The following is a 19,757-nucleotide window of genomic DNA, read 5'->3' as shown; positions in this document are numbered from 1 at the left end:
CCTGACCGCAGCAACGGATATGCCCCCCCCAATCACCCGACAACCAAATCCCCCGCCCGGGCACTCCGCAAATACGTCTGATACAACGCCGCATAAGCCCCCCCACGCTCGATCAACGCATCATGCGCTCCAAGCTCAACGACCTGCCCATGCCTCACCACAGCAATCCGGTCCGCATCCCGGATTGTCGCCAACCGATGGGCAATGATGATCGCCGTCCGGCCTTCGCACAGCCTGCGCAACGCCCGCTGAATGCGCCGCTCCGTGTGAATATCCACCGCCGAAGTCGCCTCATCCAGCACCAGCACCGCCGGGTCCGCCAAATACGCCCGCACCAGGCAAACAAGCTGCCGCTGCCCATGGCTCAAATGCGCCCCCAACGGCCCAACCTCCGTGTGGTACTGATGCGGCAACCGCTCCAACACCTCATCCGCCCCCAGCTCCCGGGCCGCCGCGATCAGCGTCGGGTCTTGCGCCAACGGCGCCGCCAGCCGCAAGTTGTCCAGAATGCTCCCGCTGAACAACACATTGTCCTGCAACACCACTGCGACATTGCGCCGCAACGCATGCTGAGTCAGTTCACGCACATCGATACCATCGAGCCGCACCGCACCCGACTGCACCTCGTAAAACCGCGTCAGCAACTGCACCAGCGTGCTTTTGCCATGCCCCGACGGGCCCACAATCGCTAACACCTCTCCCGCCGGAATATGCAGATCCAGTCCATTGATCACCGGCGCCTGCGCACTTGGCACATAGCTGAAATCCACCTGCTCAAACCGCACCTCGCCCCGTGCCCGTCCCAGATGGCGCGGCGTTGGGCTGTCGGTGATCTGCGCCTGGGTATCGAGCAACAGAAAAATCCGCTGCGCCGACGCCGAGCCGGTGGCGTAACGCTCAAACAAGTCCGACAGCTCCTGCAACGGCCCCAGGAACAAAAACACGTAGAACAAACTCTCCGCCACCTGGCCGACCGATACCTCTCCCGCCGCCAGCCCATAGCCACCTACCAGCAGCAATAAGGCGATTCCCGCCGAACTCAGCAGCGCGGTAAAGGGCGCAAACCACCCCGAGCGCAGGCTGCCGCGAATCAACGCATGGTTGAAATCATCCAGCAGCCCGCGATAACGCAGCAGGTTCGGCGCCTCCTGGGCACACTGCTGCAGCATCCGCGCGCCACTGACGCTTTCCACCAGGTGCGCGGTGAAGCGGCTGCGGTTTTCCGCAACGCTGGCCCAGTTGCGTTGGGAGATCCGCTTGAAACTCCACGTGGCCAGCACCAGCAGCGGTACGGTGGCCACCAGGCTGAGGAAAAAGCGCGGGTCGATGCGCCACAGCATCACCGACGCCAGGCCACAGCGCAGCAAGGCCCCGAGCAGTTCCGGCGGGCCCTGGATTACCAGGGGTTCGAGGGCATCCACGTCGCGGTCAACCCGGGAAATAATCCGCCCGGCGCGGGTCTGGTCGAAGTAGCTCACGCTCAAGCCTTGAACATGCGCAAACACCTGCACCCGCAGCGCATTGAGCACGCGTATCGCCGCGCTTCCTGCGACAAACTGCGAGACGCCAGCCAACAGGAACCGCACCAGCCAACTGGCGGCCAACCCGAGGCCCAGCCACAGCACCAGGCGCTCGTCCAGCAGCCAGTGATCGGCCTGCTGAATCAAGCCCCGGTCCAGCAGTTCACGCACGAACCAGGGCCGCAAAAACACTGTGAATACGAGCAATAATTCAAGGCCAATAACCGCTAAAATCGAGCGGCGGATTGGCCTGAGCAGCGGTAGCAAACGCTTGAACATGCTGCGATCGAGGGCCCTTTTTGCGAGCATTTCTTCAATTTCGATATCGCTCAAGGCTTTGCCGGCGATTGGATTAGCCATGGTCGATCCCCAGCAGGTCGCGGTAGTGTGGGTTGCTGTGTTGCAGCTCGGCGTGTGGCCCGGCGGCGGCGATTTTGCCGTTCGCCAGCATCAGCACCCGGTCGGCCAGAAGGATGGTCGACAACTTGCTGGAGATCACCAGCACCGTGGTGCCATGCAGTTCCCGCAGGTTGTTCAGCACGTGGCGTTCGCTGATGGCGTCGAGGGCACTGGTGGCGTCATCCAGGCACAGGATGTCTGGTTTGCCGAGCAACGCCCGGGCCAGGCACAGGCGCTGGCGCTGGCCGCCGGATAAGGTCACGCCGCGATCACCCAGCGGCGTGGCGAGGCCGTGGGGCAGGCGCTGCAGGATGTCGTCGGCGGCGGCGAAGCGCAGGGCGTCGTGCAGTTGTTCATCGGTGGCGTCGGGCGCGGTCAGGCGCAGGTTGGCGGCGAGGCTGCCGGCAAACAGAAAGCTCTCTTGCGGCACCACGTGCACCCGTTGGCGCAGCGTGCCGAGGTCAAGGTTGCGAATGTCTTGCCAACCCGCGTCGTCATTGCCGAGTAACAGGCGCCCGGCGCTCACATCGGTGAGACGCGGTAGCAGGCTGGCCAGCAGACTTTTCCCGGTACCGGTGGCGCCCACCAGCGCGACAATTTCGCCGGGCACCAGGGCCAGCGTGCAGTCGTGCAGAATGTCGCGGCCGCCCCCGGGCGTGCTGACGCTGACGTGTTCCAGGCGCAGCCCCAGGGGCGAAGCGGGCAGGGTGGCGCTGCCACTGCGGATGCCCGCCGGGGCATCCAGCAGTTGCCAGATGCGTTCGGCGCTGGCCCGGGCATCGGCGAAGGTCTGCATCACCCGGCCAATGCCTTCGATACGAAATACCAGGGTGGTGGCGATCAGCAACGAGGTCACCAGCTCACCAATGCCCAGTTGACCGGCGGCCACCAGGTGGGCGCCGTAGACCAGGATCCACACATGGCTCAGGGCGACCACTGCCTGGGGCAACGGAATGCGTGAGCTGGAATAGGCCAGGGCCTGGCGGGCCAGCCCGGCGAACACTGCGACCTGTTCGGCAAAACCCTGGACACGGCGTTGCTCAAGGGCAAAGGACTTGATCACCCGCACGCCACCGATACCTTCGCTAAGGTCCTGGTTAACCCGGTCGTAGGCCGCGCCGACGTTGCGGTCGAGTTCAACCAGGCGTTCGGTCTGCAGTACGAAAATCCACAGCCCGGTGACGGTCAGCAGCAGCGGTACCAGCCCCAGCCACGGGTTGTACCAGCTCAACAGGCCAACGGTGGCCAGCACTACCAGCGGGGTTTCCACCACCTGGCGCCAGAAGGTGATCAGGGCGTCCCGTACCTTGTCGGCGTCACGGGTGGTGCGGGTGATCATCTCGCCCATGCCGTGCTGCCAGTGATAGCCCAGGTGCAGGCTTTGCACCTGGGCAAGGATGCGTTCGCGCAGGCGTGTCAGCAGTTCCTGGCTGAGGACCAGGGACAACACGCTGGCCGCGTATTGCAGTACGCCACGGCCCAGGGCCACGGCGAGCATCAGCCATAACCAGTGCCAGCCCAGGCTGGCGTCGAGGCTGCCGTCAGCCTGGCGGATCACCGCGCGTCCGGCGCTCACATCGTTGACGGCATGGCCGATCAGCCATTGTTGCCAGACCAGGCCGAGGTTGATGGCCACGAACAGCCCGGCGACCAGAGCGAAACGCCAGGGCATTTCGCGGTAGATCGCCAGGCTGCGCAGAAGAGGGTGTCTTTCGATCATGAAAAGCTCAATGGGGGTTATTGATCGTTCCCAAACTGCGGCGAAGGCGCAAGCGCCCTCGCCACGGGTATGTATTGGGCTGGCCTAGCGGGTGGTGGCGCCCTGGGTTTCTTTGGCGTTGAGGATCGCTGTGTACTCACCCGGATCAATTCCGTTCAGGTAGTAATTGCCCACGTGGTGCAAACGCCAGCGAATCGGGTCATGGGTGGTGTGCACCCGCGCGTTGCGCCAGAACCGGTCCAGGTTCCATTTGCTCAACGATGAACTGGCCCCCAGCAACGAGAAGATATCGCTGGAAATCTTCAACGACGCGCTGTCCGAGTGCGCCCGAGCGGTGGCTACCGACAGGATCAATTCGTCCTGTAGTGCCTTGTTTTCCGGGTCCATTTCATGCTCGTCAAACACCCGCGCCGCATCCCGCAGCAGTGACTCGGCCGCGCGCAGGGCCACCGCGTATTCGCCGATCTGCTTGATGATGTGCGGCTCTTCATTGGCGTGGTCCACGCCACTTTCTACCCACGGCCGGGCGTTGTGCTTGAGGTACTCCACTGCCGCCGTCAGTGCGCCCGAGGCAATCCCGGTATCAATTGCCGCGTGCAGGATCTGCGGGAAGGTCAGCCCGGTGCGCTTCATCGGGCCCTTGCGGCGGGAGACGAAGTCTTCGTCCAGTTCGATGTTGTCGAAATTCACCGTGCCGCTGACCGAGTTTTTCTGGCCGAAAGCTTCCCAGTCATCCACCAGCGTCAGGCCGGGCGCGTTGCGGTTGAGCAGCACGCCTGCGCCGCCGTCATCGGAGGCGGCGGTGAGGGAGATCCATTCGGCAAGGTAGGAGCCGGTGGAGTAAAACTTGCTGCCGTTGAGTACCAGCTTGCCGTCGGCACGCCGCTCGACGCGGGTCTTGAGGGCGAACTTGTTCTTGCCGCCGACTTCCGCCAGGGCATTGCCAAAGCGCTTGCCGGCCAATACGTCAGCCACCAGGCGATCACGCGCTGCATCCGGATAGCCGTTGAAGATACCCCGCAGCATCACGTTGTGAATCTGCAGCAACTGCCCTACACCACCATCGGCCACCGAGACCAGGCGCACGGTTTCGACGATGGTTTGCACCGAGGCACCCAGCCCGCCAAATGCCTTGGGCACGCCGATGGCGGTCAGGCCGCTCTGGGACAGCAATTGCGCCTGGCGCCACGGCAATTGGCCGTTCTGACTGCTGTCGGCGGCGATCGCGGCGATCTCCACAGCGATCTCTTTGGCCGCGGCAATCGCCTCGGCCTCGCTGTGCAGTTGGCGTACCGGTACCTGTTCGAACGTACTCATAGTTTCTTCCCCTGATTTGGCCCGTGTGTTTAAGCCCCTGTAGGAGCTGGCTTGCCAGCGATGGACTCAAGTGCACCGCGTAAACCCGTCAGTACACGTCATCGTTAACCACCATCGCTGGCAAGCCAGCTCCTACAGGGGATTGCGCTGGATGTCGGGCATTGAAGGTGCCTTGAGCAAGTTCTGCGCCAACGCTAAAAACCGCGCCTGGCGGGCCCTGCGAGAAGGCGGTGTTGCTGGGGAAGCAGTGTCGGGCGGGTGACTGCTGGGCCAGCAGCAGTGCTGCTGACAGGCCAGCAGCGGTGTTTCAGGTGGATGGGCCAAAGCCTTGCAGGCCGGGGCTTTGGCCAATTGGCACGGCCTCTGCAATAGCCCCAGCGACTGCCTTGCCCAATTTAATGGAGCTGCCCATGACCCTTTCCGCCATCCTGCCCAAGCCTGCGCTTGAGCAGATCTGGTTTACTCGCTGCCCGGTGCCGACCGCTTCCGGCATCGCCTACAAGCTCGGCTGGCTGAGTGAAGAGTTCGCCGCCGACGGCCTGCCGGTCTCGACCCTGCAAGAGGCCCGTCAATTGGGCCATCACCACTACGATCACGAACTGCCAGGGCTGTTTCGCGAGGGCGGTAATGTGCCGGCCCTGGCCGCCCGTGCCGCCGGTGCCCCGAGCCGTTTGATCGGCCTGACCTGGATCGAGGAATGGCAAACCATCCTGGTCCGCCCGGACTCTGGCATCACGCGTCCCGAACACCTGAAAGGCAAACGCCTGGCCTTGCCGGCCTGGGGCGACAACCGCCCCGGCAGCATCGCCCGCGCCATGAGCCTGCACGGTTATAAAGGCGCGTTGAGCCTGGCCGGCCTGGGCTTTGATGATGTGCAACTGGTGGAGGTGGCGCTGCATGACCAGCAGCAGGCGCCCAACCCACAGGAGGGTTTGCAACGCCTGTGGTCGGGCCTGGATTACCTGGTGCGCGGCGAAGTGGATGCGGTGTACGTCAAGGGGGCTTCGGCCGCCGACGCGGCGCGGCGTCTGGGCCTGGTGGTAGGCATCGACCTGGACCTGATCGCCGAGCCGCGCTACCGCATCAACAACGGCACGCCGCGCCCGATCACCGTCCACCAGAGCTTGCTGGACAACCACTTTGACCTGGTGGTGCGCTTCCTCGCACAAACCCTCAGCGCGGCTGACTGGGCCGCGAATAATCGCGAGGGCCTGAACGCGATTCTCGAAGAAGAAACCCGTGCCGGCAGTGCCGGGGTGGCCGAGGCCTATCGCGGCGACTTCCATACCACCCTGGCGCCAGACCTGTCGGCCCAGCGCCTGGATTTTCTCGGCGTCCAGAAAAACTTCCTGTACCTGCACGGCTTCCTGGAGCGCGATTTTTTGATCGCCGACTGGGTCGACCCGCGCCCCCTGCAAGCTGCCCATGAACTGCTGGCCAAGCGCCGCGCCTGAACCCGGAGAAACTGCCATGACTGCCATTGTCCACGCCCAACCGATCACCCAGCAACTGCAGGACTTTATCGACAAGGTGCTGCTGGAAGCCGAAGAAGCCTTCACCGTCTTCCGTGAGACCAACACCATCACCGCCAATGGCACCGTGGGCTTTATCGAACGTGTGCCGGGCCAGGAACTGCTGGTGTCGGTCAACTACGGCGGCCCGTGGAACTACCGCAAGCCGCTGCAGGCCACCGTCACCGACTTTGCCGGCAACGTGATCTTCGGCAAAGGCAAGGGCGGACTGGGGCGCTACACCAAACTGTTCCAGCAGCATGCAGACGTGACCACTGTGTCTCACGTGCACTCGCCATACCTCGGCGCCTGGGCGCAAACCCACCGCACGCTGCCGTTCCACTACGTGCCGGTGCAGCGTTACCAGTTGGCGCGCGAGCTGCCGGTGTACATCGACCGCCGCCAGCAGGAAGTGGATTTCATCCTCGACAAGATTGCTGAAAACCCCTTCAACCTGGCGATTCTGGAAGCCAACGGCGGCTCCACCGTATGGGGCAAGCAAGGGCTGCGCGCCACGGCTGAATTCATCCTGTTGCTGGAGGAGGGCGCGCAGCTGCAATTGCTGGCGGATGCCCTGGGTGGTTCACGGGCTTACGGCCCGGGGGTGTTGACCCAGCAGTGGAAGATGAGTGGGTTGTTTGAGCAGGCCACGGCGCTGGGCCTGGTCCCCGCCATCGACCGCAAAAACTGAACACACCCTTATCACGGTGACTGAAACCACCACGACCCCTGTAGGAGCCGGCTTGCCGGCGATAGCGGTGCATCAGGCGACATTCCTGTTGGATGTGCCACCGTCATCGCCGGCAAGCCGGCTCCTACAAGGGGCGGTTCCATTCAAGGACGTTGCCCCATGGCGGTAAAAATTCTCTGGTACCTCACCACCCCCGACGGCCCTTATCCATGGGAACCCGAAGGCCGCTGGAAGACCGACTTCCAACACCTCAAGCAACTCGCGGTCGCCAGCGACCGCTTGGGTTTCTACGGCTCGCTGCTGGGCTCCAGCCCCAACGAAAGCCTGGCGGTAGCCGCCTCGCTGATCGACGCCACCCAGCGCCTGCGCTTCCTGGTGGCGCAACACCCGGGCGAGCTGTCACCGGCTGTCCTGGCCAAGTGGGCCCTGACCTTTGACCAATTCTCCAATGGCCGCCTGCTGTTCAACGTGGTCAATGGCAACGACGCGGGCCTGGCGACCCTCGGCGTGCACTACCCCCATGACGAACGCTACGCCTTCAGCCTCGAATACTGGCGCGCCTTCCAGGGTTTCTATGCCGGCGATACTCGGGGTTATGACGGCCAATACGTCAAGCTCGCACCGCGTGCGCCGGGGGCGGCCAAGCATCCGTTGGGCGGCTGGCACCCGCCGTACCAGAAGCCGGGCATCCCGCTGTGGGGCGCCGGTACGTCGGGCCCGGGCGTTGAGCATTCGGTGCAGTTGCTCGACGTGTACCTGAGCTTCGCCAATACGCCGCCGAAGCTGGGGTACAAATTCCGCAAGGTCGCCGCCGAAGCCGCGAAGATCGGCCGTGAACTGACCTTCGGCACCCGCCTGCAAATCATCGTGCGCGAGACCGAACAAGAGGCCTGGGCCCACGCCGAGAAACTGCTGCAACGCACCTCGCTGCAAACCGCACGTAACGCCATCGAGCGCCAGTTGCCACCCGGTGTGAGCTTCGAGGATTTCCACAGCGACGACCCGCAAACCCAGCGCAACGTCGAGACTATTCGCGCCGGCCGCCTGCCCAAGGCCCGCGACCTGGAGATTTACCCCAACGTATGGCTCGGCCCGAGCCTGTTCGGGTTCAACATCCTTGGCCCCGCCGCCGGCACTTACCTGGTGGGCAGCGCCGAACAGGTGGCCGAGCGCATTCGCGAGTACGAAGCCCAGGGCACCTCGGCATTCATCCTGTCGGGTTTCCCGCTGATCGATGAGGCGCACCGGGTGGCGGACCTGCTATTTCCGCTGCTGGACCTGGACCACGGTTTTGAAGTGCCGCGTCTGAACGCCGTGCAACACCACGAGGCGTAGCTGATGAACGAAGGATTTTCCCGCCGGGTGTTCCTCGGCAACAGCCTGGCCATCGGTGGCGGTTTGCTGCTGGGTGGCTGTGACAGCGGTGCCGCGCCGGCAGCGCTATTGTCGACCACACCGACCACTGGTGGACGCCTGCGCATCGGCATCATCGACGGCGACCAGTCCGGCAACCTCGATGCCCACAAACCGGTGGGCGGCGGGATCATTCGCGGCTGGGCGCTGTACAGCAAGTTCTGGGAATGGAGCACCGACGTCAGCACGCGCCTTGCCCTGGCCGAGTTCGCCGAGCCGAACGCCGACGCCAGCGCATGGACCATCCGCATCAAGCCGGGCCTGGAGTTCCACCACGGCAAGACCATCGGCGCCGACGACATGCTGTTCTCGCTGCTGCGCCTCACCGACCCGAAACTCGCCTCGCCATTTGCCGGCCTGGTGGGCGCCATCGACCGCAATGCGCTGCGCAAGCTGGATGAGCGCACCATCGAAATCCGCTTCAAACAGGGCCAGAGTTTTTTCCCTCTGGACGAAACCCTCATCAGCTTCGGCGGCATCGTGCCCACCGACTACCACCCCATCACCAACCCCGTGGGCGCCGGCCCCTACAAGCTCAAGCGCTTCGTGCCCGGCCAGCGCTCGCTCTACAGCCGGTTCGAGAATTACTACAAACCCGGCCAGCCCTATGCCGACGAACTGGAGATCATCGAGTTCAAGAACCAGGTGTCACGGGTTGCCGCGCTGCGTGCCGGGCAGATCGACGTCGCCAGCGGCGTGCAGGCCGAGCACAGTGCGCTGCTCAAGGCCGACTCGCGCCTGTCGCTGTGTGTGTCGCCCAGCACCTCGTTCACCGGTTTCAACCTGAACCTGGCCAAGCCGCCGTTTGACGACGTGCGGGTGCGCCAGGCGTTCCGTTTGCTGGCCGATCGGCAAGAGCTGGTGGGCCGTGGCCTCAACGGTTTCGGACGCATCGCCAACGACCTGTATTCGCCCCACGACCCCACCTACAACCACGACATTGCGCAGCGTCCCCATGACCTGGACCAGGCACGCTCGCTGCTGCGCCAGGCCGGGCAGGCCGATTTGCGGGTGGAGCTTACGACCCCGTCCGGCTCCGGCGTGAATGCCGCTTTGGTGTTTGCCCAGCAGGCGAAGAACGCTGGCGTGGAGGTCCGCGTTACCCAGGTCGACGGCGCCGTATTCAACGGCCCGCAGCGTGAGCAGTGGCAACTCTCGCCGGGTTCGACCCCGGCCCGTGGCTTCCTCGCGTCGGCGTTGCACAACGACGCGCCGCTGGCGATCTACAACCGCAGCAATTTCCATGACCCGCGTTTCGATGCGCTGTACCGCCAGGCGCTGGCGCAGCCGGATGTGCAGTTGCGCAAAGGCCTGGTGCACGAGGCCCAGCAGATCCAGCACGAACGCGGCGGGCTGCTGATCTGGGGCTTCAGCGATGTGCTGGACGCCGCGTCGGTGCGGGTTGGCGGCCTTACGCCAGAACAGACCACCTTCGCCTCCTGGCGCTTTGACGAGCTGTGGTTGAACCATGTCTAAACCCTTGCGAACACCCGCCTGGCTGTCGTGGTTTATTGGCCGGCTGGGCTATGGCCTGCTCACCGCCTGGGTAATCAGCCTGGTGGTGTTTATCGCCACCCAGGCGCTGCCCTCGGACCCGGCTCGGGTGATTCTCGGCCCCGACGCGCCGCTGCAAAGCATCCTCACCCTGCAACATCAACTGGGGCTGGACCAGCCGATCCTGCGCCAATACCTGCGCTGGCTCGGCTCGGCCCTGAGCGGTGACCTGGGCGTGTCACTGGACTCCAACGCGCCAGTCAGCAGCCTCCTGTGGGGCCGTTTCGGCTACACCCTGGCGCTGCTCGCCGGGGTCATCGCCGTGGTGGTGCCTGCGGCGCTGGGCCTTGGCGTGTACCTGGCGCTGCGCCGCGACAGCCACCTCGACCGCTGGAGCCTGTCGTTGCTGATTTTCCTCAAGGCCACGCCCGGCTTTCTGTTGGCCATCGGCCTGGTGCTGCTGTTTTCCATGCCGCACATGGACTGGTTGCCCGCGGTGTCGATCCTCGACCCGGACCAGTCGCTGTGGCGCCAGTTGCCGTTCCTGGTGCTGCCGGTGCTGGCCCTGGGCCTGTCGGCGCTGCCCTACCTCACGCGCATGGTGCGCGCGGCAATGATCGAGGCGCTGGAGTCCGACTACGTGATTGCCGCACGGCTGCGGGGCATTCCGCAGTGGCGCATCGTGTGGCGTCATACCTTGCCCAACGCGCTGGTCCCGGCGATCCAGGGTGTGGCCCTGACCCTGCGCACGCTGATCGGCGGCGCGGTGCTGGCCGAGGTGATCTTCAGTTACCCCGGCATCGGCACGGCCCTCAACGCGGCGATCCAGATGCGCGACTTGCCGATGATCCAGGCCATTGTGCTGGTGATCACCCTGGCGGTGGTGCTGATCAATCTGTTGGCCGACCTGTTGACGGTGCTGCTCACGCCCAAGCTGCGCACGGCCCGTCGCGTGACCATGATTTTGCGCAACCGCCGGGGCATTACCCCATGGTGGCGGCGCTCGCGAGGTGATGCATGAGCAACAGTCGAATCTCCCGCTGGCTGGCCGAACCGCAAACCCGCAAGGGCGCGCTGGTTACCTTGCTGGTGATCGCCGTGGCGCTGTTCGGCCCGTTGTTGGCGCCCCATGGCTCGACGGACATGGTCGGGCCGGTGTATGGCGCTCCTGCTGGCTGGGCGCTGCTTGGCTATGACTTCCTGGGGCACGACGTGTTGTCGAGGCTGCTCAACGGTGGCCTGTCGGTGCTGTGGATGTCGCTGGCGGCGGCGGGCATTGCCCTGGCCGTCGGCAGCACCCTGGGCCTGCTCGCGGGCCTGTCGCGGCGGCGCCTGGACCAGTTGATCACCTGGCTGGCGGACGTGTCGCTGGCGTTTCCCGACTTGATCCTGGTGTTGTTGATTGTGTCGATGCTGGGCCGTGCGCCGTGGTTGATTGTGCTCACGGTGTCGATTGCATTTATCCCGGGGGTGATCCGCCTGGCGCGGGCCAGCGCGGTGGCGGTGGCGGGGCAGGAGTTTGTCGAGGCGGCGCAGATGATGGGCTATTCGCGGCGGCGGATCCTGTTCAAGGAGATCCTGCCGAATATCCTCACGCCGTTGCTGGTGCACTTTGGCAACATGCTGACCTGGGGCGTGGGCATGCTCTCGGGCCTGAGTTTCCTCGGTTACGGCGTGGCACCGCCGACGGCGGACTGGGGCTTGATGATCAACGAAAACCAGGCCGGGTTGCTGGTGCAGCCCTGGGCCGTGCTGGCGCCGGCGGTGTTGATCGGTGTGTTTGCCTATGGCACCAATATCCTCGCCGAAGGTATCGGCCGCAGCAGCGCACGCCTGGGAGAAAAACAACCATGAACGCCATCGCGGAGATTACGACGACGGTGCTGCAGGTGAGTGACTTGCGGGTTGAATTGGCGGGGCAGGTGGATGTGCTGTCCGGTGTGTCCTTCAGCCTGCAAGCGGGTGAAATCCTCGGGTTGGTGGGGGAGTCGGGTTCAGGTAAGACCACCTTGGCCACGGCGCTGCTGGGTCATGCCCGGCGCGGCGCACAGATTATCGGTGGCCAGGTGCACATCGCCGGCCAGGCGTTATTGAGCCTGGAAGGTGAAGCCTTGCGCCGCGCCCGTGGCAGCCTGATCGGCTATGTGGCGCAGGACCCGGCCACGGCGCTGAATCCGGCGCTGCGCATTGGCAGCCTGCTGCGCGAAACCCTGGCGGTGCATCCACTGCGACTGGACAAGGCGGCGCAGCAACAGCGGATTATTGAAACCTTGCGTGATGTCGGCTTGCCTGATGACGCGCAGTTTCTACGGCGCTTCCCCCATCAACTCTCCGGCGGCCAGCAACAGCGGGTGATGCTGGCCCTGGCGTTCGTGCTGCGGCCCCGGCTGATCGTGCTGGACGAACCCACCACCGCCCTGGACGTCACCACCCAGGCGCATATCCTCGCCACGTTGCGCCGCCTGTGCAAAAGCCAGGGCGTGGCGGCGGTGTATGTGTCCCATGACCTGGCGGTGATCAAGGACCTGGTGGACCGGGTGATGGTGATGTACGCCGGGCGGATCGTAGAAACGGCCACGCGGGCCGGGTTGTTCAGCCGGCCTGCGCATCCCTATACGCGCGGTTTGCTGGCGGCGATTCCCGATGTGGCCGGGCGCCGTGAATTGCTGGCGATTGGCGGGCATGCACCCGCGCCGGGGCAGCGGCCGCAAGGCTGTGGTTTCGGGCCGCGGTGTGAGCGTTTTCGGCCTGAGTGTTCGCAGCACGAACCGTTATTGCAAACGCTTTTGGCGGCGCATGAAGTGGCGTGTTTCGCGCCCCACGACCAACCGTTGCAGCGGATTGCCCTGGCGCCGATTGCAGCCGTAGATACGCGCACCCACCAGGCCTTGTTGGAGGTCAGCGGGTTGAACGTGGCGTATGACCGGCAAGTGCTGTTTGACGTGTCGCTGCAGCTGCTGCCGGGCGAATGCCTGGCGCTGGTGGGTGAGTCCGGCTCTGGCAAGACCAGCCTGGCGCGGGCGGTGGCCGGGTTGGGGGAAAATGCCGAAGGCGAGCTGCGATATGCCGGGCTACCGCTGCCGTTACAGGCACGGCAGCGTGAGGCGGGGTTGCGCCACCAGATTCAGTACATCTTCCAGAACCCGTACCGGGCGTTGAACCCCCGGCAGACGGTGTACCAGACCCTGAGTGCGCCGCTCGAACATTTCTTTGCCGTCAGAGGCGCAGCCGCGCGGGAGCGGGTGGAGGCGGTGCTCAAGCGCGTATCGCTGCCGGCTTCGGTGGCCGGGTTGTATCCCCATAGCCTGTCGGGCGGCGAACGCCAGCGCGTGGCGATTGCCCGGGCGCTGTTGTGTGAGCCGAAACTGTTGATCTGCGATGAGATCACCTCGGCGCTGGATGTATCGGTACAGGCGTCAATCCTGGATTTGCTGCGTCAGTTGCAGCGGGACGGCTTGACGTTGTTGTTTGTCACTCACGACCTGGGTGTGGTGCGGGCGATTGCTGACCGAGTGCTGGTGCTGAAGGTCGGGCGGGTGGTGGAGCAGGGCGCCGTGGACAGTGTGCTGGATCAGCCGCAGGCGGCGTATACGCAGACGTTGCTTGCGCATTCGCCGTCGTTGGGTTGATTCGCCGGCAAGCCGGCTCCTACACGAACCCTGTAGGAGCCGGCTTGCCGGCGATGGCGTCCGTCCGTTCACACCCAAATGGCATCCCACAGCGGATAGTCATGTACCCGCCGCACCAGCCCCGCCCGTATTGGGTTGGTGATGATGTAACGAGCCACGGCCTGCAGGTCTTCCTCCCGGCGAATCGCCCGATCGTGAAAACCTTTCTGCCAGAAGCGCCCCGAGCGCCCCAAGTGCGCGTTAACCGCACGCGCACTGCGGGACTTTGTTGCAAGCATCAGTTGCGGCAACGTACTGTGTTTGAGCTCGACCAGCCAATGGAAATGATCAGGCATGACTACCCAGGCGAGAGAGTCAACCAAACCTTCGGTGTGGGCCTGACGGAATTGATGAACGACTAATCGGCCGACCCGCCAATCGGTGAAGACAGGATCGCGGTGCTGGGTGACGGCTGTCAGCATGTAAATCTGCCCGGATTCGGAATAGCGGCCGGTGCGTAGGTGTTTGGCGTGGGGAAGCGTGGACATTCCCTGTCCTCCTGTTGGTAATACAGGCAGGAAAGGCTAGTGCGTAACGTCGAGATTTGGGGCGGGCTTTTGGCTCAGGGTGTGTCTGTGGGGGCGCCATCGCCGGCAAGCCGGCTCCTACAGGTTTCGTGTAGGAGCCGGCTTGCCGGCGATAGCGGAGGCCGTCTTTACGCGGCCTTGCGGCGCCGAGCCTCTTCGCGCACCGCCGGAATGATCCACCGCCCATAATCCACGGTGTCATACAGCGGGTCATACCCCCGGTTCAAAAACGTCGTGACCCCCAGATCCACATAATCCAGCAGCGCCTGGGCCACCGTCTCCGGTGTGCCCACCAACGCCGTGGTGTCGCCATACGCCCCAACAGCCGTCGCCGTGGGCATCCACAATGCCCGATCATGCCGATCCCCCTGCGCTGCCGCTGCCAACAATCGCTCCGACCCGGTGCCCTTGATCCGCTTCTGCCACGGACTGCCCGCCGCAAACTGCGGGTTGGCCTTGATCTGCGCCAGAATCTGCTCCGCCCGCTGCCAGGCCAATTCCTCGGTCGGGCCCAAAATCAGGCGTACCGACAAACTCACCCTTGGCGCCTGTACACCCGCGGCACTGGCTGCCGCCTTGAGCTTGGCAATCTGCTCCGCCACGCCGCTCAACGGCTCGCCCCATAGTGCGTACAAATCCGCATGCTTGACCGCAATCTGATAGGCAATGTCCGACGAGCCTCCAAACGAGATCGGGATGTGCGGCTGTTGCAGCGGCTTGACCGGCGAAAACGCGCCCTTGATGTTGAAGTACTTGCCCGCGAAGTCGAACGGCTCTTCGGCGGTCCACGTACGCCGCACAATCTCCAGGTATTCGTCGGTACGTTGGTAGCGCTCGGTCTTGTCCAGCAGGAAGTCGCCCTCCTGGGGCTCGGCGGTAATGCCGGTGATGGCGTGCAGCCGAATGCGCCCGCCGCCAGTGGTGTGGTCCAGCGTAGCGAAGGCTCGCGCCGCGACTGTCGGCGCAGTGAGCCCCGGGCGGTGGGCAATCATGAACCCCAGGCGCTCGGTGTGCGCTGCCGCGTAGGCGGCGATTTGCAGGCTGTCGGCACTGCCGGGCCCGCTGGCGATCAGCACCCGGTCAAAGCCTGCGTGTTCATGGGCGCGGGCGTGGTGGCGGATAAAGTCGAGGTCGAAATCCGGGCTGCGCACGCCACGGGTCTCGGACCATTGGCGGGGGAAGATCATGCCGACAAATTCAATGGACATGGTGGGGCTCCTGTGAGGGTTAGAACTGGTAGTCGACCTGGGCCAGTAAGGTGCGGCCAGGCATCGGTTGCAGGAAGGTATTGGTGGAGCCGGCCAGGCCGCTGACGAAGTTCAGCTCGTTGGTCAGGTTCAGCACGCGCAAGGTGGTGCTCCACTGCGGCTGGCGGTAGTACACGGCAAGGTCGAGGTTGTATTCGTTGGGGATCTTTACGGTCTTGCTCAGGTTCAGGTACCAGTTGCTGGTCCACCAGCCGGACAGCTCGGCGCCAAAGCCCGAGTCAAAGCGGTAGTCGACGTAGCCACTGGCGGTGTATTCGGGAATCTGCACCGCGTCAAAACGCCCGGAAGGTCGCTGGTTGAGGCTGTTGTTGTCGCCGAATACCGTGCCGTTGTCGGGCACAAACCCGGCTGACGCAAAGCCTGCCTGGGAGGTGAATTCGTTGTAGGCGTTGAGCTTGGACAGGTTCAAGCCGCTGCGCAGGTGCTCATCCGGCTGATAACGCACGGTGGCTTCCACGCCCTTGATCACCAGCCGCGCGATGCTGTTGTTGCTGTCTGGCGCCTGGTCCCGGGCCTGCTTGAACGCGGCCAGGGTCATGAACAGTTGGTTGGGCACCGCTTCCACCTTCACGCCCACTTCGTGCAACACGCTCAGGCTCTGAAACGCCAGCGGGTTGAGCTGGTTGGCGCCACTGCCGCTGCCCCAGCCCAGGCCGTTGGAGAAGAACCCGGTGTTGACCGCCAGCGAGCGATCGAAGGTGTAGTAGAGCGTGGTGTTTTGCGTGGGTTTGACGTAGGGGCTGACCTGGAATGCAAACAGCCGATAGTTGTCGCTGTCCTTGCGCGGGTTGCCGCCGGCGAGCACGAACGGATTGTCGATCTCGGCCTCGATCCAGCTGCGGCTGGCGCCGATGTTCAGGCCGAAATAGTCGCCGTACTTGAGGTTGTGCTGGCTGAAGAAGGTCTTGGTGGTCCAGGTGCTTTCGGCGGTGTAGGGCGCTACGGATTCGGCGTACAGGCCGTGCCCGGCCGGGTACATCGGCGGCAGGTTCAGCCAGCCATAGTAGTTGGAGTATTGCGGTACGCCGGGTTGGCCGATCCACGCACCATTGCCGCCGGCGGGGTTTGCGCCGTTCAGGCCCAGCAGGTCGCCCGGGTTTTTGCCGGATGGGTCCTGGGTCAAGTCATAGGCGTTGATGGTGGAGCCAAAACTGTTGTTGGCGGCAATCGACTGGTTGAATTCGCGGCGATAGATCAGGCCGGTGTTGCTGTCATCGCGCAGGGTCCAGCCGCCCAGCCGGGTTTCATTGCGTGAGCGGAATTCGAAGCGGTTGTCGAAGATGTTGTCTTTGGATTGCACCTGGAACGAACCCACGGCATCGGTGATGTCCTTGGAGCGTTGGTAGAACGTGCTGTTGGCCACCGTGATGGTGGGCGACAGGTCGGCCTCGATGCGCAATTGCGTGGTAAAGCGCCGGGAGCTGCTTTCGTCTTCCTTGCGCTGCCCGGTTTGCGAAGACAGCGAGCGTTCGCCGTTGCCCGCCAGCGTCGGGTCATACACCCAACCCCGCAGGCTGCCGGGGTTGCTTTGGGTATTGGGCGAGGCGGTCTGGAAACTGCCGTCCACCACACTGTATTGGCCCTGGGCATTACGCTGGCGTTTCACCCAGCCAAGGGTTGGTGCGTCGGCGGCACCGGAGGCCAGCACCGGCGACCACAGGCTGTTGCCGTTCTGGATAATCGGTGTGGCGCGGCCGGCGTAGTACTTGCCGTTGTCCACCAGGTCCTGGGTGGCGCGGTTCCAGCCGTGGGTGATGTTGTAGTCGTAGTAGTTGTCGTAGCTGGCGTTCCAGTCCACCCGTACGTTGTCGTTGCGCCAGGCGAGGGCGCCGTAGAAGGCGTCGAAATTGTTGTCGACGTTGTCGTAGAAGTCCTGCTGGCGCTGCTTGGTGATGCTCAGGCGGTAGGCCAGGTTGTCGCTCAAGGGCCCGGTGTTGTCGACGCTGAATTTGGTCGAGCTGCGCGAGGTGCCGTCCGGTATCCACGAGCCGAGTTCGCCGCTGAGTTTGGTCTTGAACTCGTTGAAGTCGGGCTTCTTGCTCAGGTAGTTCACATAACCGCCGCTGCCGGACACCGAACCGTAGGTGACCGAGGACGGGCCGGCGACAATGTCGGCGCCTTCGTAGGCGTTGAAATTCGCCGGGTGGCGTACGCCGTAAGCGCGCTGGCCATCCTGGAACACTTCGGAGCCCTGGGCGCGAAACTGCGGTGCGATCCCGGCGTTCTGGCCGCCGCCACGGGTGATACCGGGGGCGTATTTGACCAGGTCGTCGGCGCTGCGGATCGAGTCGTTGGCCAACTGCTCGGCGTTGATTTGCACCACCGAGCGCGGCGTATCGAGGACTTTGGTTTCGGTACCGCCGTACACCGACGTCGGTGGGCGAGTGGGCAGGGCGTCGTCATCGGACTGGCTGGCACTGGCCTGCACGGTCACGGTTTGCAGTTGGGTATCGGCGGCAAAGGCCTGAATTGGCAGGCTTGCGGCCAGCAGCAGAGGTAAACGCAAGGCGATAGCGTGCATGGCAGAAATGCCCCATAAAAAGAATGAAGAGCGCACGGTCCCTTGTAGGAGCCGGCTTGCCGGCGATAAGGCCCTTGAGCCCTGCGCCGGTCGACCGGACGCCATCGCCGGCAAGCCGGCTCCTACAGGGCGATACGGTGTAAGTGGCTCAGGCCGTGTCTTTGAGCCAGAGCTTTTCAAAGCGCCAGGTGCTGAACAGCGACTCTTCCGACTGCGCTCCGCCGACGCGGGTGGAGACGCTGTCGAGCAAATCGGCGTAGCCCCAGATCAGCATCCCGCCGCGCTCGTACTGGATCTGCTGGACCTGATGCACCAGGGCCTTGCGTTTTTCCAGGTCGGGCTGGGCCATGGCGGCCAGGAACAGTTCACTGAATTGCGGGTCGTTGAAGTGGGTCTTGTTGGACACCGCAAACGGCGCGTCGGTATGGATCGCACTGGCCAGGAACGGCGCGCCGATGCTGCCGCCGGTGCTCAGGGTCCAGTCGTTTTTCAACGGGCCCTGGAAAGTCGCCAGGTCCACCTGCTTGACCTTGAGGGTCACGCCAATGCGCTTGGCCTGCTCGGCCAGCACCAGCGCCGAACTCAAGCCTGGCCCCGGGGTGGTGATCAATTCCACCTCGAGGTTTTCCTGGCCGGCGTCCTTGAGCAGTTGCGCCGCCCGTTGCGGGTCGTAGGGGCGTGGCCCGAGGTCGTGGTTGAAGGTCGGGTCGCTGGGCGCATACAGGTCATTGGCCACCCGGCCCTGGCCGTTCAATGCGCGGCGCACCAGTTCGTCACGGTCGGCCATCAGGCGAAACGCTTCGCGCACCCGCGGGTCGTTGAAGGGTGGCTTGTCGAGGTTCATGTCGAACGACAACCAGTTGCCGGTCACCGAGGTGATCACCTTCAGGCGCGGGTCCTTTTGCAGGATCGGCAGCTGTTCGGTGGGCATCACGTTGGCCATGTCGATCTGCCCGGAACGCAGGGCGGCGAGGCGCGAGACCTGGTCCTTGAAGTCGATGATCTCCAGCTCATCGGCGTAGGGCTTGCCGTCCTTGTAGTAGTTCTCGAAACGGGTGAACAGCGAGCGCTGGCCGGGGGTGAAGCTTTTCAGTTTGTAGGGCCCGGCGCCCACCGGGTTGGTAACCGGGTGGTAATCCACCGGCACGATGCCGCCGAAGTTGACCCAGGTTTCTGCCAGCGGCATGTAGCTGCGACCCTCGCGAAAACTCAGGCGCACGGTGCGGTTGTCGAGCTTGACCAGGTTGTCGCGGTCCACCCAGTGCAGCAGCGCCGCGTAGGGCGAGGCCAGCTGCGGGTCGGTGAGGCGGCGGATCGAGAAGATCAGGTCATCGGCGTCGATGGTCTTGCCGTTGTGGAACTCCAGGCCGGGGCGCAGGCGCAGGGTCCAACTGCTGGCGTCGGCATTCGGCTCGGCAAACTCGGCCAGGGCCAGGCGCGGCTGCATCTGCTCGTCCCATTCCCAGAGCTTGCTGTACAACGCAAAGCCGCGAACGATGCCGCTGCCAATGGGTTTGTGGGCGTCGAGGTTGCCGCTCTGGTTGCCGTCGAGAATCCCCAGGCGCAAGCGCCCGCCGTAGCGGGGTTGATCGTCGGCGGTGACGCTTTTGGGCGTGTCAGCGGGGCCGCAACCGGCCAGCAGCAAGCCGCCGCCGACGGTCGCGCTGTAGCCGAGAAAGTCCCGACGGCTGAACAGTAGGCTCATGGC

Annotated in this window: 14 protein-coding genes; 7 read left to right on the top strand and 7 right to left on the bottom strand. The window is 64.2% G+C overall.

Annotated elements, in window-relative coordinates; genetic code table 11:
* Positions 1–32 precede the first annotated feature (32 nt).
* From RGV33_RS18540 to RGV33_RS18530, 3 genes are all read right to left on the bottom strand, one after another.
* Complete coding sequence (locus RGV33_RS18540; protein ID WP_322145533.1) at positions 33–1,880, bottom strand: ABC transporter ATP-binding protein; 1,848 nt, start codon at positions 1,878–1,880, stop codon at positions 33–35.
* On the bottom strand, positions 1,873–3,639 hold the full coding sequence (locus tag RGV33_RS18535) for an ABC transporter ATP-binding protein (RefSeq protein ID WP_322145532.1): 1,767 nt from the start codon (positions 3,637–3,639) through the stop codon (positions 1,873–1,875). Before RGV33_RS18535 ends, RGV33_RS18540 begins: the two co-directional genes overlap by 8 nt.
* 84 nt (positions 3,640–3,723) lie before the next feature.
* Positions 3,724–4,956 carry an acyl-CoA dehydrogenase family protein gene (locus RGV33_RS18530; RefSeq protein ID WP_322145531.1) on the bottom strand — a complete coding sequence of 411 codons (1,233 nt, stop codon included), beginning with the start codon at positions 4,954–4,956 and terminating at the stop codon, positions 3,724–3,726.
* A 410-nt stretch (positions 4,957–5,366) separates the two neighbouring features.
* Here RGV33_RS18530 and RGV33_RS18525 point away from each other — a divergent pair, with 410 nt between their 5' ends.
* From RGV33_RS18525 to RGV33_RS18495, 7 genes are all read left to right on the top strand, one after another.
* On the top strand, positions 5,367–6,410 hold the full coding sequence (locus tag RGV33_RS18525) for an ABC transporter substrate-binding protein (RefSeq protein WP_322145530.1): 1,044 nt from the start codon (positions 5,367–5,369) through the stop codon (positions 6,408–6,410).
* A 16-nt stretch (positions 6,411–6,426) separates the two neighbouring features.
* A complete protein-coding gene (locus tag RGV33_RS18520; protein ID WP_322145529.1) occupies positions 6,427–7,158 on the top strand; it encodes a class II aldolase/adducin family protein in 732 nt (243 codons plus the stop codon).
* Positions 7,159–7,317: 159 nt separating this feature from the next.
* A complete protein-coding gene (locus RGV33_RS18515) occupies positions 7,318–8,493 on the top strand; it encodes an LLM class flavin-dependent oxidoreductase (RefSeq protein WP_322145528.1) in 1,176 nt (391 codons plus the stop codon).
* 3 nt (positions 8,494–8,496) lie between these two features.
* Positions 8,497–10,047, top strand: coding sequence for an ABC transporter substrate-binding protein (locus RGV33_RS18510; RefSeq protein WP_322145527.1), 1,551 nt, complete (start codon positions 8,497–8,499; stop codon positions 10,045–10,047).
* Positions 10,040–11,086, top strand: a complete 1,047-nt coding sequence (locus tag RGV33_RS18505) for an ABC transporter permease (RefSeq protein ID WP_322145526.1) — start codon at positions 10,040–10,042, stop codon at positions 11,084–11,086. The genes RGV33_RS18510 and RGV33_RS18505 overlap by 8 nt, the downstream gene beginning before the upstream one ends.
* On the top strand, positions 11,083–11,919 hold the full coding sequence (locus RGV33_RS18500) for an ABC transporter permease (protein WP_322145525.1): 837 nt from the start codon (positions 11,083–11,085) through the stop codon (positions 11,917–11,919). Before RGV33_RS18505 ends, RGV33_RS18500 begins: the two co-directional genes overlap by 4 nt.
* Complete coding sequence (locus RGV33_RS18495) at positions 11,916–13,694, top strand: ABC transporter ATP-binding protein (protein WP_322145524.1); 1,779 nt, start codon at positions 11,916–11,918, stop codon at positions 13,692–13,694. Before RGV33_RS18500 ends, RGV33_RS18495 begins: the two co-directional genes overlap by 4 nt.
* A gap of 68 nt (positions 13,695–13,762) precedes the next feature.
* Here the strand turns inward: RGV33_RS18495 and RGV33_RS18490 are convergent, their stop codons facing one another.
* The 4 genes from RGV33_RS18490 to RGV33_RS18475 form a co-directional block, all read right to left on the bottom strand.
* Positions 13,763–14,221: an REP-associated tyrosine transposase gene (locus RGV33_RS18490; protein ID WP_322145523.1), complete on the bottom strand. Its 459-nt coding sequence runs from the start codon at positions 14,219–14,221 to the stop codon at positions 13,763–13,765.
* A 167-nt stretch (positions 14,222–14,388) separates the two neighbouring features.
* Positions 14,389–15,468 (bottom strand): LLM class flavin-dependent oxidoreductase, encoded by a 1,080-nt coding sequence (locus RGV33_RS18485; RefSeq protein WP_322145522.1) that lies wholly within the window; start codon positions 15,466–15,468, stop codon positions 14,389–14,391.
* 19 nt (positions 15,469–15,487) lie between these two features.
* Positions 15,488–18,049 carry a TonB-dependent receptor plug domain-containing protein gene (locus tag RGV33_RS18480; RefSeq protein ID WP_322145521.1) on the bottom strand — a complete coding sequence of 854 codons (2,562 nt, stop codon included), beginning with the start codon at positions 18,047–18,049 and terminating at the stop codon, positions 15,488–15,490.
* A 148-nt stretch (positions 18,050–18,197) separates the two neighbouring features.
* A complete protein-coding gene (locus RGV33_RS18475; protein ID WP_322145520.1) occupies positions 18,198–19,754 on the bottom strand; it encodes an ABC transporter substrate-binding protein in 1,557 nt (518 codons plus the stop codon).
* Positions 19,755–19,757 lie beyond the last annotated feature (3 nt).

The organism is Pseudomonas sp. Bout1, assembly GCF_034314165.1.
Classification (GTDB): domain Bacteria; phylum Pseudomonadota; class Gammaproteobacteria; order Pseudomonadales; family Pseudomonadaceae; genus Aquipseudomonas.
This window is presented reverse-complemented; position numbering and strand designations above follow the sequence as displayed.